The 12,785-nt window shown below is 72.0% G+C and carries 14 protein-coding genes; 10 read left to right on the forward strand and 4 right to left on the reverse strand.

The genetic code is table 11. The annotated features are described in order from the left end of the window. Nucleotides 1–134 precede the first annotated feature (134 nt). Nucleotides 135–1,091, reverse strand: a complete 957-nt coding sequence (locus CCN39_RS43655) for a helix-turn-helix transcriptional regulator (protein WP_086852555.1) — start codon at nucleotides 1,089–1,091, stop codon at nucleotides 135–137. 74 nt (nucleotides 1,092–1,165) lie between these two features. Between CCN39_RS43655 and argC the strand changes: the two genes are divergently transcribed. From argC to argH, 8 genes are read left to right on the forward strand one after another with little or no spacing between them, the layout of a single operon-like run. Further along, nucleotides 1,166–2,194, forward strand: a complete 1,029-nt coding sequence (gene argC / locus CCN39_RS43660; RefSeq protein WP_086852557.1) for an N-acetyl-gamma-glutamyl-phosphate reductase — start codon at nucleotides 1,166–1,168, stop codon at nucleotides 2,192–2,194. Beyond that, nucleotides 2,191–3,351, forward strand: coding sequence for a bifunctional glutamate N-acetyltransferase/amino-acid acetyltransferase ArgJ (gene argJ / locus CCN39_RS43665; RefSeq protein WP_086852559.1), 1,161 nt, complete (start codon nucleotides 2,191–2,193; stop codon nucleotides 3,349–3,351). The genes argC and argJ overlap by 4 nt, the downstream gene beginning before the upstream one ends. After that, complete coding sequence (argB, locus tag CCN39_RS43670) at nucleotides 3,348–4,265, forward strand: acetylglutamate kinase (RefSeq protein WP_086852561.1); 918 nt, start codon at nucleotides 3,348–3,350, stop codon at nucleotides 4,263–4,265. The genes argJ and argB overlap by 4 nt, the downstream gene beginning before the upstream one ends. Then, the gene (locus CCN39_RS43675; protein WP_086852563.1) at nucleotides 4,262–5,464 is read left to right on the forward strand and encodes an acetylornithine transaminase; all 1,203 of its coding nucleotides are present in this window, start codon (nucleotides 4,262–4,264) and stop codon (nucleotides 5,462–5,464) included. Before argB ends, CCN39_RS43675 begins: the two co-directional genes overlap by 4 nt. Then, nucleotides 5,464–6,390 (forward strand): ornithine carbamoyltransferase, encoded by a 927-nt coding sequence (gene argF, locus CCN39_RS43680; protein ID WP_086852565.1) that lies wholly within the window; start codon nucleotides 5,464–5,466, stop codon nucleotides 6,388–6,390. The genes CCN39_RS43675 and argF overlap by 1 nt, the downstream gene beginning before the upstream one ends. Then, nucleotides 6,387–6,887 (forward strand): arginine repressor, encoded by a 501-nt coding sequence (locus CCN39_RS43685; protein WP_086852567.1) that lies wholly within the window; start codon nucleotides 6,387–6,389, stop codon nucleotides 6,885–6,887. Before argF ends, CCN39_RS43685 begins: the two co-directional genes overlap by 4 nt. Then, nucleotides 6,884–7,171 carry an argininosuccinate synthase gene (locus CCN39_RS43690; RefSeq protein WP_086852569.1) on the forward strand — a complete coding sequence of 96 codons (288 nt, stop codon included), beginning with the start codon at nucleotides 6,884–6,886 and terminating at the stop codon, nucleotides 7,169–7,171. The genes CCN39_RS43685 and CCN39_RS43690 overlap by 4 nt, the downstream gene beginning before the upstream one ends. 34 nt (nucleotides 7,172–7,205) lie before the next feature. Continuing rightward, entirely contained in the window at nucleotides 7,206–8,621 is a 1,416-nt protein-coding gene (gene argH / locus CCN39_RS43695) for an argininosuccinate lyase (RefSeq protein ID WP_086852571.1), read from the forward strand. Here argH and CCN39_RS43700 read toward each other — a convergent pair. From CCN39_RS43700 to CCN39_RS43710, 3 genes are read right to left on the reverse strand one after another with little or no spacing between them, the layout of a single operon-like run. Next, nucleotides 8,614–9,264, reverse strand: coding sequence for a TetR/AcrR family transcriptional regulator (locus CCN39_RS43700; RefSeq protein ID WP_086852573.1), 651 nt, complete (start codon nucleotides 9,262–9,264; stop codon nucleotides 8,614–8,616). The two genes, argH and CCN39_RS43700, sit on opposite strands and share 8 nt — an antisense overlap. Further along, nucleotides 9,264–9,923, reverse strand: coding sequence for a DUF4166 domain-containing protein (locus CCN39_RS43705; protein WP_086852575.1), 660 nt, complete (start codon nucleotides 9,921–9,923; stop codon nucleotides 9,264–9,266). The genes CCN39_RS43700 and CCN39_RS43705 overlap by 1 nt, the downstream gene beginning before the upstream one ends. Further along, a complete protein-coding gene (locus CCN39_RS43710; RefSeq protein ID WP_086852577.1) occupies nucleotides 9,920–10,474 on the reverse strand; it encodes a hypothetical protein in 555 nt (184 codons plus the stop codon). Before CCN39_RS43710 ends, CCN39_RS43705 begins: the two co-directional genes overlap by 4 nt. A gap of 111 nt (nucleotides 10,475–10,585) precedes the next feature. Here CCN39_RS43710 and CCN39_RS43715 point away from each other — a divergent pair, with 111 nt between their 5' ends. Both CCN39_RS43715 and tyrS read left to right on the forward strand, forming a co-directional pair. Beyond that, nucleotides 10,586–11,224: a DNA-3-methyladenine glycosylase gene (locus CCN39_RS43715; protein WP_086852579.1), complete on the forward strand. Its 639-nt coding sequence runs from the start codon at nucleotides 10,586–10,588 to the stop codon at nucleotides 11,222–11,224. Between the two features lie 32 nt (nucleotides 11,225–11,256). Then, nucleotides 11,257–12,531, forward strand: a complete 1,275-nt coding sequence (gene tyrS, locus CCN39_RS43720) for a tyrosine--tRNA ligase (protein ID WP_086852582.1) — start codon at nucleotides 11,257–11,259, stop codon at nucleotides 12,529–12,531. The last annotated feature ends 254 nt before the right edge of the window (nucleotides 12,532–12,785 follow it).

Genomic DNA, 12,785 nt, shown 5'->3' on the forward strand with positions numbered 1-12,785 from the left:
TAGAGCCGACTCCGCCCCGGTCAGCCCACCAAGGAAGCAACCGCGCGTGCGGCCGGCGCCATCAGGCGTCCGGAGTGGCCCCGCCACGCGATCGAGGAGGGAACGAGCAGCCGACCCCGCGCCACGCCGCCCGGTCAGTCCGGCACGGCCGCAGCCGCGCGGTCCGCGAGCACCTTCAGGTGCGCCACCAGTTCCGGCGGTTCCTCCACCGTGAACCCACACCCCAGCCCCAGCAGGCGGAACGCGAGCCAGTCCAGCGTGTCCGTGTGGCTCCGCCACCGGCACCGGCCGTCGCCGAGGTCGGTCAGCTCGCCCGTTGCCTCGCCGAGGCGGGGAGCGATCTGCGAGGCCGGCTCCGCCAGGACCGCCACCGCCCGGTACGACGGCGCCAGGTCGTAGAACCGGTCGAGCACGTACGCCGCCAAGTCCGTGGCGGGCGGCTCGCGCGGTACCACCCGGCCACCGGTTGCCTGGGCCTCGCGGACGCGGTCCGCGCGGAACACTCGCCAGTCCGCCCGGTCGAGGTCGTACGCGACCAGGTACCAGCGGCGGCCCGCGGCGACCAGCCGGAGCGGCTCCGCCCGGCGGCGGGTCTCGGCGCCGTCGTGGGCTCGGTAGCGGAAGCGGACCGTCTCGTGATTGGTGATCGCCCCGGCGAACACCGTCAGCTGCGCCGGGTCGACGACGGGGCCGGTGGCGGGCACGGCGACCGTCGCCGTGCCGATCGTGCCCACCCGGCGGCGCAGCCGCGCCGGCAGGACCTGCTCCAGCTTGGCGAGCGCCCGCACGGACGCCTCCTCGATCCCGGAAACGGACTGCCCCGCGGCGGTCCGCAGGCCGACCGCGATCGCGACGGCTTCGTCGTCGTCGAGCACGAGCGGGGGCATCGCGGTGCCCGCGACCAGCCGGTATCCGCCCGCCACACCCCGGCTGGCCTCGACCGGGTAGCCCAGGTCGCGCAGCCGCTCGATGTCACGGCGGATGGTGCGCGGGCTGACGCCCAAGCGCTCGGCGAGTTCGCTGCCCGGCCACTCGCGAGGTGTCTGGAGCAGCGAAAGCAGGCCGAGCAACCGGGCGGGGGTGTCCGTCATGCGCCCAGCATTCCAAGGTGGCGGCCACCACTTCGAGTTTGTTTAGACTTGCAGGGGCGTGCATAATCATGCGTATGACGGTGAACATCGCGGTGGCCGGAGCCAGCGGGTACGCGGGTGGTGAGCTGCTGCGCCTGCTCCTGACCCATCCCGAGGTCGAGATCGGCGCGCTCACGGCCGCCAGCAGCGCGGGCACGAAGCTCGGCGTCCACCAGCCCCACCTCGTCCCCCTCGCCGACCGCGTCCTGGCCGAGACGACGCCGGAGACCCTCGCCGGCCACGACGTCGTCTTCCTCGCGCTGCCCCACGGGCACTCCGCGGCGCTCGCGGCGCAGCTCGGCCCGGACGTCCTGGTGGTCGACCTCGGCGCCGACCACCGCCTGGCCGACGCAGGCGACTGGCTGCGCTGGTACGGCGGAGACCACGCCGGCCAGTGGCCGTACGGCCTGCCCGAGCTGCCCGGCGCCCGCGAAAAGCTCGCCGGCACCAAGCGCATCGCCGTGCCCGGCTGCTTCCCGACCGGCGGATCGCTGGCCCTCGCGCCCGCGTTCGCCGCCGGGCTGATCGAGCCGGACGTCACGATCGTCGCGGTCACCGGCACCTCCGGTGCCGGCAAGAGCCTCAAGCCGAACCTGCTCGGCTCCGAGGTGATGGGCTCGGCCAGCGCGTACGGCGTCGGCGGCGCCCACCGCCACACCCCCGAGTTCGCGCAGAACCTCTCGGCCGTCGCGGGCGAGAAGGTCACCGTGTCCTTCACGCCGGTGCTCGCGCCGATGCCCCGCGGCATCCTCACCACGGCCAGCGCCCCGCTGAAGGACGGTGTCGACGAGGCCGCCGCGCGGGCCGCGTACGAGAAGGCCTACGACGCGGAGCCGTTCGTCCAGCTGCTGCCCGCCGGCGCCTGGCCGACGACCTCGGCGACGCTCGGCTCGAACAACACCCAGCTGCAGGTCGCGGTCGACGCCGACGCGAAGCGCCTGGTCGTCGTCGCCGCGATCGACAACCTGACCAAGGGCACCGCCGGCGGTGCCGTCCAGTCGATGAACCTGGCCCTCGGCCTCCCGGAAACCACCGGGCTTTCCACCGTAGGAGTGGCACCGTGACCGTCACCGGCCCCCAGGGCTTCCGCGCCGCCGGCGTCGCCGCCGGGATCAAGGCTTCCGGCGCGCTCGACCTCACCCTGGTCGTCAACGACGGCCCGCTCGACGTCGCGGCCGGCGTCTTCACCCGCAACGTCATCAAGGCCGCGCCGGTGCTGTGGTCGCAGGAGGTGCTCAAGCAGCAGCGGCTGAAGGCCGTCGTCCTCAACTCGGGCGGCGCCAACGCGGCCACCGGGCCCGGCGGTTTCCAGGACACCCACGCCACGGCCGAGAAGGTCGCCGAAGTCCTGCAGGCCGGCGCGATCGAGGTCGCCGTCTGCTCCACCGGCCTGATCGGCGAGCGGCTTCCGATGGACGCCGTCCTGTCCGGAGTGGACACCGCCGTCAAGGCCCTCGACGCGAGCCCCGAAGCGAGCCTCAACGCCGCGACGGGCGTGATGACCACCGACACGAAACCGAAGCAGGCCTTCGCGAAGCACGACAACGGCTGGAGCGTCGGCGGCTTCGCCAAGGGCGCGGGCATGCTCGCGCCGAACCTGGCCACCATGCTCTCGGTGCTGACCACCGACGCCGTGGTGGACAAGGAAACCCTCGACCGCGCCCTGCGCGCGGCCACCCACGTCACGTTCGACCGGCTCGACGTCGACGGCGGCACGTCCACCAACGACACCGTCCTGGTCCTCGCGTCCGGCGCGAGCGGGGTCGAGCCCACCGAAGCCGAGCTCACCGAGCTGCTCACCGCGGTCAGCCACGACCTCGTGCTCCAGCTGCGCGCGGACTCCGAAGGGGCGACCAAGGACGTCGACGTCACCGTGCGCGGCGCGGCCACCGAGGCCGACGCGATCGCCGTCGCCCGCACGATCGCCGAGGACAACCTGGTCAAGACGGCGCTGTTCGGTTCCGACCCGAACTGGGGCCGGATCGCCATGGCGCTCGGCCGGGTGCCGGCCCGCATCGACCCGGAGGCCGTGTCGATCGCGATCAACGGCGTCACCCTGTTCGCCCAGGGCGTGCCCGCCGCCGACCGGTCGGAAGCGGACCTCACCGGCCGGGCCATCGAAATCGTCGTCGACCTCGGCGTCGGCACGAACACGGCGACCATCTACACCACGGACCTTTCGCACGGTTACGTCGAAGAGAACAGCGCGTACTCCTCATGAACCAGGAGGCTCTGATTTCCGCGGACGAACGACTCGCGACGGCGGCCGAAAAGGCCGGGGTGCTCATCGAGGCGCTGCCTTGGCTGCAGCGGTTCCACGGGGCCACCGTGGTGGTGAAGTACGGCGGCAACGCGATGATCGACGACCAGCTGAAGGCGGCCTTCGCCGAGGACATGGTGTTCCTCCGGCTGGCCGGCCTGCGCCCGGTGGTCGTGCACGGCGGCGGCCCGCAGATCACCGCGATGCTCAAGCGCCTCGGCGTCGAAGGCGAGTTCAAGGGCGGCCTGCGGGTCACCACGCCGGAGACGATGGACATCGTCCGGATGGTGCTCACCGGGCAGGTCAGCCGCGAGCTCGTCGGGCTGATCAACGCCCACGGGCCGTACGCGGTCGGCATCTCCGGCGAGGACGCCCGGCTGTTCACCGCCGAACGCAAACAGGCCACTGTGGACGGTGAGCAGGTCGACATCGGGCTCGTCGGCGAGGTCGCCGAGGTCAACCCGGACGCCGTGCTGGACATCGTCAACGCCGGGCGCATCCCGGTCGTGTCCACGGTCGCCCCGGACGTCGACGGCGTCGTGCACAACGTCAACGCCGACACGGCCGCGGGTGCGCTGGCGGCCGCGCTGGGCGCCGAAAAGCTGGTGGTGCTCACCGACGTCGAAGGCCTGTACGCCAACTGGCCCGACCGGTCGTCGCTGATCGACCGCATCCGCGTCGACCGCCTCGAGACCATGCTGCCCGGCCTGGCCAGCGGCATGATCCCGAAGATGGAGGCGTGCGTGCGCGCCATCCGCGGCGGCGTGCGCCGGGCGCACGTGATCGACGGCCGCCTCGCCCACTCGGTGCTGCTGGAGGTCTTCACCTCGCGCGGCATCGGCACCATGGTCTTCCCCGAAACGGAGCTCCCGTGACCGACCTCACGTCCAATGTGGACGGCCAGGCGCACTGGCAGTCCGCCCTCATGGACAACTACGGCACACCCAAGCTGACGCTGGTGCGCGGCGAGGGCGCGAAGGTGTGGGACGCCGACGGCAAGGAGTACGTCGACCTGGTCGGCGGCATCGCCGTCAACGCGCTCGGCCACGCGCACCCGGCCGTCGTCGAAGCCGTCACCGAGCAGATCAAGCGGCTCGGCCACACCTCGAACCTCTACGTCAACCCGGTGGCCGTCGAGCTCGCCGAGGCGCTGCTCGACGTCGCCGGCCTCACCGGCCACGGCAAGGTGCTGTTCGTCAACTCCGGCGCCGAGGCCAACGAAGCCGCGCTGAAGATCAGCCGGCTGACCGGGCGCACCAAGGTGGTCGCCGCCGAAGGCGCGTTCCACGGCCGGACCATGGGCGCGCTGACGCTCACCGGCCAGCCCGCCAAGCGCGACGCCTTCAAGCCGCTGGTGCCCGGGGTGGAGCACGTGCCCTTCGGGGACGTCGAGGCGCTCAAAGCCGCCGTCGACACCGAAACCGCGGCCGTCTTCCTGGAGCCGGTGCTCGGCGAGGCGGGTGTCATCCCGGCGCCGGACGGCTACCTGCAGGCCGCCCGCGAAATCACCAAGGCCACCGGCACGCTGCTGGTGCTCGACGAGGTGCAGACCGGTCTCGGCCGGCTCGGCACCTGGTTCGGCTACCAGCAGGCCGGCATCGTGCCGGACGTCATCACGCTGGCGAAGGGCCTCGGCGGCGGGCTGCCGCTGGGCGCGGTGATCGGCGTCGGCGCGGCGGGCGACCTGCTCAAGCCGGGCCAGCACGGCACCACCTTCGGCGGCAACCCGGTCTGCTGCGCGGCCGGCCTGGCCGTGCTGAAGACCATCGCCGCCGAGGGGCTCCTCGACCACGTCGCCTCGCTGGGCAAGGACATCGCGGCGGGCGTCGAGGCGCTGGGGCACCCGCTCGTCGCCGGCGTGCGCGGCGCCGGGCTGCTGCTCGGCATCGCCCTGAAGCAGCCCGTCTCGGCGGCGGTCGCCCAGGCCGCCCAGGCCGCGGGCTACCTCGTCAACCCGGTCGCCCCGGACGCCGTCCGGCTCGCGCCCCCGCTCGTCCTCGACGGCGAACAGGCCGAAGGCTTCCTCGCCGCACTCCCGAACGCGCTCGACTCCACCACGAAGGACTCCGACTGATGCTGCGCCACTTCCTCCGCGACGACGACGTCAGTCCGGCCGAGCAGAAGGCCATCCTCGACCTCGCCGACGCGCTCAAGGCCGACCCGCTCGGCAACAAGACCCTCGCCGGCAAGTCGATCACGGCGATCTTCGAGAAGAACTCGACGCGGACCCGGTTCTCGTTCGAGGTCGGCATCAGCCAGCTCGGCGGCCACCCGGTGATCGTCGACGGCCGCTCGATGCAGCTCGGCCGCGAAGAGACGATCGAGGACACTTCGCGGGTCCTCTCGCGGTACGTCGACGGGATCGTGTGGCGCACCTTCGCGCAGAAGCGCATCGAAGCGATGGCTTCGGCCGCGTCGATCCCGGTGGTCAACGCGCTCACCGACGAGTTCCACCCGTGCCAGGTGCTCACCGACCTGATGACCATCCGCGAGCGCAAGGGCAAGCTCGAGGGCCTCACCCTCGTCTACCTCGGCGACGGCGCCAACAACATGGCGCACTCGCTGCTGCTCGGCGGGGTCACCGCCGGGATGCACGTCCGGGTCGTCTCGCCGGTCGGCTTCCAGCCCGACCAGGGCGTCATGCTGGACGCGAAGAAGCGCGCGAACGAAACCGGCGGCACCGCCACCGTCTTCACCGACCCGTACGCGGCGGTCGCCGGCGCGGACGTGCTCGTCACCGACACGTGGACGTCGATGGGGCAGGAGAACGACGGCCTCGACCGGGTGGGCCCGTTCCGCGCCCTGCAGGTCAACACCGAGCTGCTGAAGAAGGCCGCGGACGACGCGATCGTGCTGCACTGCCTCCCGGCCCACCGCGGCTGGGAGATCACCGACGAGGTGATCGACGGCCCGGCCAGCGCGGTCTGGGACGAGGCCGAGAACCGCCTGCACGCCCAGAAAGCCCTGCTCGTCTGGCTGTTCGAGGAGAGCCGACGATGACCGGCAGCCGGGTGGGCAGGCAGGCACGGATCACCGAGCTCGTGTCCACCATGACCATCCGCAGCCAGACCGAGCTGGCCAAGCTGCTGGCCGCCGAAGGCATCGAGGTCACCCAAGCGACGCTGTCGCGCGACCTCGACGAGCTGGGCGCGGTCAAGCTGCGCGGGCCGGACTCGGGCGCGCCGGTCTACGTCATCCCCGAGGACGGCAGCCCGGTCCGCGGCGTGCAGGGCGGGACGTCCCGGCTTTCCCGGCTGCTCGCGGAGCTGATGGTCTCGGCGGACTCGTCCGGCAACCTGACGGTGCTGCGGACGCCACCCGGCGCGGCCCAGTTCCTGGCCAGCGCGATCGACCGGGCGGCGCTCGAGGAAGTCGTCGGGTCCATCGCCGGTGACGACACGGTCGCCGTCATCGCCCGCGAGCCCCTGACCGGCAAGGACCTCGCCGAGCGGTTCGCCGCCCTCGCCCAGCGATCGGCGGACGAAGGATCACCATGACCGCGATCGGCGACATCTTCCCGGCCGAGGGAGAATTCCTCGCGCCGGACGAGGTCGTGATCACCTTCGACCGCGGGATCCCGGTGGCGATCGACGGCGAGACCGTTTCCGTCGCCGAAGCGCGCCGGATGCTGAGTGCGCGCGGCGAGGCGCAGAGAATCGGCCGCGGCGAAGCGTGCGCCGCGCTCGAACGGCGGGCCGGCCGCGGCTGCGCCAGTCTGACCGGCACCGCTTCGGGCGAAGTCCGGCTGGTCCTGTACGACGGCCGGATCACGGTCGCCTGAACATCCGAACGAACACCGAGGAGAAGCGAGAACAGTGAGCGGGAACGAGCAGCCGGTGCAGCTGTGGGGCGGCCGGTTCGCCAGCGGTCCGGCGGAGGCCATGGCCGCGCTGAGCGCGTCGACGCACTTCGACTGGCGCCTGGCGCCCTACGACATCGCCGGGTCCCGCGCGCACGCTCGCGTGCTGCGCAAAGCGGGCCTGCTCACCGACGACGAGCTGACCGGCATGCTGGCCGCGCTGAACACGCTCGCCCAGGACGTCGCGTCGGGGGAGTTCACCCCGACGATCGCCGACGAGGACGTGCACACAGCCCTCGAACGCGGCCTGCTCGAGCGCGCGGGCACCAAGCTCGGCGGCAAGCTGCGCGCCGGCCGTTCGCGCAACGACCAGGTGGCCACGCTGTTCCGGATGTGGCTGCGCGACGCTGCCCGCCGGGTCGTCGCGGGCACGCTGGAGGTCATCGACGCGCTGGTGTCGCAGGCGAAGCGGCACCCGGAGGCCATCCTCCCCGGCCGCACGCACCTGCAGCACGCCCAGCCGGTGCTGCTGGCCCACCACCTGATGGCCCACGGCCAGGCGCTGCTGCGCGATGTTTCGCGCCTGCAGGACTGGGACGCGCGCACGGCCGAGTCGCCCTACGGCTCGGGCGCGCTCGCCGGCTCGTCGCTGGGCCTCGACCCGGAAGCCGTCGCCGAGGAGCTGGGCTTCGCGACCAGCGTCGAGAACTCCATCGACGGCACCGCTTCGCGCGACTTCGTCGCCGAGTTCGCCTTCGCCGTCGCGATGCTGGCGGTGAACCTGTCCCGGATCGCCGAAGAGGTGATCATCTGGAACACCGCCGAGTTCGGCTACGTGACGCTGGACGACGCCTGGGCCACCGGCAGCTCGATCATGCCGCAGAAGAAGAACCCGGACGTCGCGGAGCTGACGCGCGGCAAGGCGGGCCGGCTGATCGGCAACCTCACCGGGCTGCTGGCCACCCTCAAGGCGCAGCCGCTGGCCTACAACCGCGACCTGCAGGAGGACAAGGAGCCGGTGTTCGACTCGGTCGAGCAGCTCGAGCTCCTGTTCCCGGCGATCGCGGGGATGCTCGAAACGCTCACCTTCCACACCGACCGGCTCGCCGAGCTGGCCCCGGCCGGCTTCACCCTGGCCACGGACATCGCGGAGTGGCTGGTGCGCCAGGGTGTCCCGTTCCGCGTCGCGCACGAAGCGGCGGGCGAGAGCGTTCGCGTCGCCGAGGCCCGCGGCGTCGGCCTGGACGAGCTGACCGACGAAGAGTTCGAGAAGATCAACCCGGCGCTGACGCCCGCGGTGCGCGAAGTCCTCACCGTCGAAGGCTCGGTGAAGTCCCGCGACGCCCGGGGCGGCACGGCGCCGGTACGCGTGGCCGAGCAGCGCGCGCGGCTCGAGGAGCGCGTCACCGCGGCGCGCCACTGGCTCAACTGAGGGTCTTGCGGAGCTTGGCCCGGACGGCCCGCGTGGCCACCGGGCCGAGCCCGTCGAGGACGTCGACGAGCACGGCCAGCCGCTCCAGCGCGGCGACGGCCTGCTCGGCGCCGTCGGGGTCGACCGTGTCGAACAGCGTCAGCCCGAGGAACCCGGTGGACACGGCGTGGGCCAGCCCGTCGGGGTCCGCCAGCTCGGCCAGTGGCGACCCGGCGAGCACGCGCTCGAGCGCCGTCCGGACTTCGGTGATCCACTTGTCCAGGCCTTCGCGGGTCGCTTCGGCGAGCCGTTCGCTGCCCTGCGCTCCGGCCAGCGTCTGGGCCAGGAGGGCCAGGTTGCCTTCCGCGCGTTCCGCGACCCGGATCTCCCGGCCGAGCGCCAGCAGCTCGCCGACCGTGGCCACGGCGGCGAACCGGTCCCGGTAGAGGGCGACGCGGGCCTCCGTCGCGGAGAGGCACGCCTGCGCGACGAGCTCCTCCACGCTGCCGAAGTGGTAGAAGACCAGCGCCTGGTTGGCCCCGGCGGCACTGGCGACCGACCGGGCGGAGACGGCGGTGATGCCCTGCTGCCGGACGACTTCCAGCACGCCGTCCACGAGCCGCTGCTTCGTGTCCTGTGAACTGGAGTTCCGGCCGGTGCCCATCAGTCCATGACCTTCTCACGAAGCGGTTTGACCGCACCGCTCACCCCGCGGCCGACATCGACGAACCGGGCGCCGAAGCTGCCCTCGTAGCCGAACACCGGCCCGAAACGGGAATGGGCCACCGCGACCGCGATCCGGAACTGCCCGAGGACGTCGTCGAACCACTCGTCGACCGTCGCGGTCACGGTGAGCGCCGGTGGCAGGTGCGTCCCTTCCCGGAACCGGAACTCGCCGGAGCGGATCCGGAACCCGCCGTCCGGCCGGACGGTCACGGCGAGGTCCACCGCCAGGTGCTGGTGCGTCCCCAGGTAGTCGACGAGCCCGCGTCCGGCGCTGTGCACCATCTGGGCGTCGAACCGCCGGCGCCGCCCCGGGAACTCGAAGGTCCGCACGAAGGACACCGTTTCGCGGCCGTGCGCGTCCACGTACGGGTAGTTCTCGATGGTGAACGGCACGTTCCGGCCGCGCTCGGGGAACAGGATGTGCCACGCCGACCCGAGCCACAGGAACGGCACGGTGAAGCCGGGGCCGCGCCAGATCCGGTCCATCACGCCGTGGCCGATCATCCCGCGCCCGTCCGACAGGGCGAGCCGTTCCCGCATCCGGGGGTGCAGGTTCGCGAAATCCGCACCGAGCGTGCGTTCGAAGACGCCGGTCACGACGACGCTCCGGCCGTCACCCGGTCACGGGGCCGGGTCCGGCCGCAGCGAGCGGCCGAGGGTGCGGTCAGGGGCTGCTCCTCCGGCGGGACGCCGGTCTCCAGCCACAACCGCAGCCGGTCGAACGACCACGCCGTCATCCAGCCGAACACCGGCCGGAACAGCCGGTCGGCCAGCTGCCCGAAGCGGCCCCAGCGGGTGCCGTAGTCGAAGCCGGTGACGAACCGGACGCCGCCGGGGACCGGGGTGTAGCGCCAGAAGCCCGCACCCGCGCTGATCAGCGACAGCGGGTCGGCGGAGGCGAACCGCAACACCGACGTGCGCGAGCCGTCCGGCCAGTCCCGCGACACGACGCCGACGCCGACGCCGGCGACCGTGACGCCCAGGAACCGCGAGGCGTAGCGGAAGTGGCCGTCGCGGCCGTCGATCGGGGCGATCTCGGCGAAGCGGAGGTCCCAGCGGCGGTGCAGGACCGGGTCCTGGGTGTGCTGCCACAGCGTGTCGAGGTCCGTGCGGATCACGGTCTCGACGTAGAGCGCCTTCGGTCTCATCCCTGTCTCCCCTCAGAGTTTGAGCGAGTGCTCAAACCGACTGTAGAGAAGTTTGAGCGATCGCTCAAGGGTTAGGGTGGTCGCGCCAGGCAGCCGAGGAGAGGACCCCGTTTGAGCGGCGACGCAGGCCGGTTGTTCACCCGCGACGAACTCGCGCTCGACCCGGTCGACCTGGCCCACCTGCTGCTCGGCTCGGTCCTGGAGGCCGACGGCCCTGACGGCACCGTCGGCGTCCGGCTGGTCGAGGTCGAGGCCTACCGCGGCGAAGACGATCCGGCGTCGCACTGCTACCGCGGCCGGACCCCGCGCAACGCCGTCATGTGGGGGCCGGCGGGGCACCTGTACGTCTACTTCGTCTACGGGATGCACTTCTGCGCGAACATCGTCGGCTCGACCGACGGCGTGGCCGGCGCGGTGCTGCTGCGGGCGGGTGAGGTCGTTACCGGCCTCGACGTCGTCCGCAGGCGGCGGCCGAACGCACGGGGGACCGGCGAGCTCGCCAAGGGGCCGGCGATCCTGACGTCGGTGCTGCGCATCGACCGGGAGGAGAACGGCGCCGACCTGACCGACCCGGCATCGCCGGTCCGGCTGTACGTCGGCGAGCGGGTGCCGTCCGAGCGGGTCCGCAGCGGCCCGCGCGTCGGCGTCGCGATGGCGATGGACACGCCGTGGCGGTTCTGGGACGGCGCGTCGCCGGCCGTGTCCACCTACCGCCGCGGCGGGAAGCGCCGGGTCCGACCCGCCAGTTAGTCGGTTGACCTGGTGCGGGAGGATCTACAGGCGTGAGCGAACACATCCTCGACGAGCTGTCCTGGCGCGGCCTGATCGCGCAGTCCACCGACATCGACGCCCTCCGGCGCGAGCTCGACCAGGGTCCCGTGACGCTCTATTGCGGCTTCGACCCGACCGCGCCCAGCCTGCACGCCGGCAACCTCGTCCCGCTGCTCATGCTGAAGCGCTTCCAGCGCGCCGGGCACCGGCCGATCGTGCTGGCGGGCGGCGCGACCGGGATGATCGGCGACCCGCGCGACACCGGTGAGCGCACGCTGAACACGCTCGACGTCGTCGCCGAGTGGGCCGGGCGCATCCGCGGCCAGCTCGAACGGTTCGTGGACTTCGACGACTCGCCGACCGGCGCGATCGTCGAAAACAACCTGAACTGGACCGGGAAGCAGACCTCCCTGGAGTTCCTCCGCGACATCGGGAAGCACTTCTCGATCAACGTCATGCTCAACCGGGAGACGGTGAAGCGCCGGCTCGAGGGCGACGGCATGTCGTACACCGAGTTCAGCTACCTGCTCCTGCAGTCGCAGGACTACCTGCAGCTGTACCGCCAGTACGGCTGCCAGCTGCAGGTCGGCGGGTCCGACCAGTGGGGCAACCTCGTCGGCGGGGTCGACCTGATCCGCCGGACCGACGGGGCGAGCGTGCACGCGCTGACCGCACCGCTGGTCACCGACGCCGAGGGGCGCAAGTTCGGGAAGTCGACCGGCGGCGGGAACCTCTGGCTCGACCCCGAGATGACCTCGCCGTACGCCTGGTACCAGTACTTCGTCAACGTGGGTGACGCCGACGTCGTCCGCTACCTGCGGATGTTCACCTTCCTCGACCAGGAGGAGATCGCCGCGCTGGCGGAGGACACCGAACAGCGTCCCCACCTGCGGGCCGCGCAGAAGCGGCTGGCGGAGGAGTTCACCACCCTGGTGCACGGCGAGGAGCAGACCCGGCAGGTCATCAACGCCAGCCAGGCGCTGTTCGGCCGGGGCGAGCTCGCCGACCTGGACGAACGCACCCTCGACGCGGCGATGGCCGAGGTGCCGAACGGCAAGGTCGACCCGGCCGCCGAGCCGACGATCGTCGACCTGCTGCTCGCCGGGGGACTGGTGGACAGCAAGGGCGCCGCGCGCCGCACCCTCAAGGAGGGCGGCGCGTACGTCAACAACGTGAAGGTCGCGGACGAGGAGTGGAAGCCGTCCCGCGAGGACGCCCTCCACGGCAAGTGGCTCGTGGTCCGCAAGGGCAAGCGGAACGTCGCCGGCGTCGCGCTCGGCGGCTGACCGGCTCCGGCGGCCCGAAACAGGGGCCTGACCTGCGGGAACGCGGTTAAGGTACCCCCCTGTTCCGGGCCCTCGGAGGGGGTGTAAAGTTCTCCAAGTCGCCAGGGAAACCGGGTGGCCACCGGGACACGAACCAAGCTCTCGCGGATCGCGATTGAGTGGGTGTCCCACCAAAAACTGCTAGGAATAACCCGCTTCGGGTGACGCTGGGCCTTGGGTCTAGAGTTGTTCGGGGTGTGTTGCTTGAGAACTCA

The organism is Amycolatopsis kentuckyensis (assembly GCF_002155975.1).
GTDB classification, from domain to species: Bacteria; Actinomycetota; Actinomycetes; order Mycobacteriales; family Pseudonocardiaceae; genus Amycolatopsis; species Amycolatopsis kentuckyensis.

Coding starts and splice junctions, on each gene's coding strand:
- argB (WP_086852561.1), top strand. CDS start 3,348: ATGAACCAGGAGGCTCTGATTTCCGCGGACGAACGACTCGCGACGGCG.
- argC (WP_086852557.1), top strand. CDS start 1,166: ATGACGGTGAACATCGCGGTGGCCGGAGCCAGCGGGTACGCGGGTGGT.
- CCN39_RS43655 (WP_086852555.1), bottom strand. CDS start 1,091: ATGACGGACACCCCCGCCCGGTTGCTCGGCCTGCTTTCGCTGCTCCAG.
- CCN39_RS43700 (WP_086852573.1), bottom strand. CDS start 9,264: ATGGGCACCGGCCGGAACTCCAGTTCACAGGACACGAAGCAGCGGCTC.
- CCN39_RS43710 (WP_086852577.1), bottom strand. CDS start 10,474: ATGAGACCGAAGGCGCTCTACGTCGAGACCGTGATCCGCACGGACCTC.
- CCN39_RS43685 (WP_086852567.1), top strand. CDS start 6,387: ATGACCGGCAGCCGGGTGGGCAGGCAGGCACGGATCACCGAGCTCGTG.
- argF (WP_086852565.1), top strand. CDS start 5,464: ATGCTGCGCCACTTCCTCCGCGACGACGACGTCAGTCCGGCCGAGCAG.
- CCN39_RS43690 (WP_086852569.1), top strand. CDS start 6,884: ATGACCGCGATCGGCGACATCTTCCCGGCCGAGGGAGAATTCCTCGCG.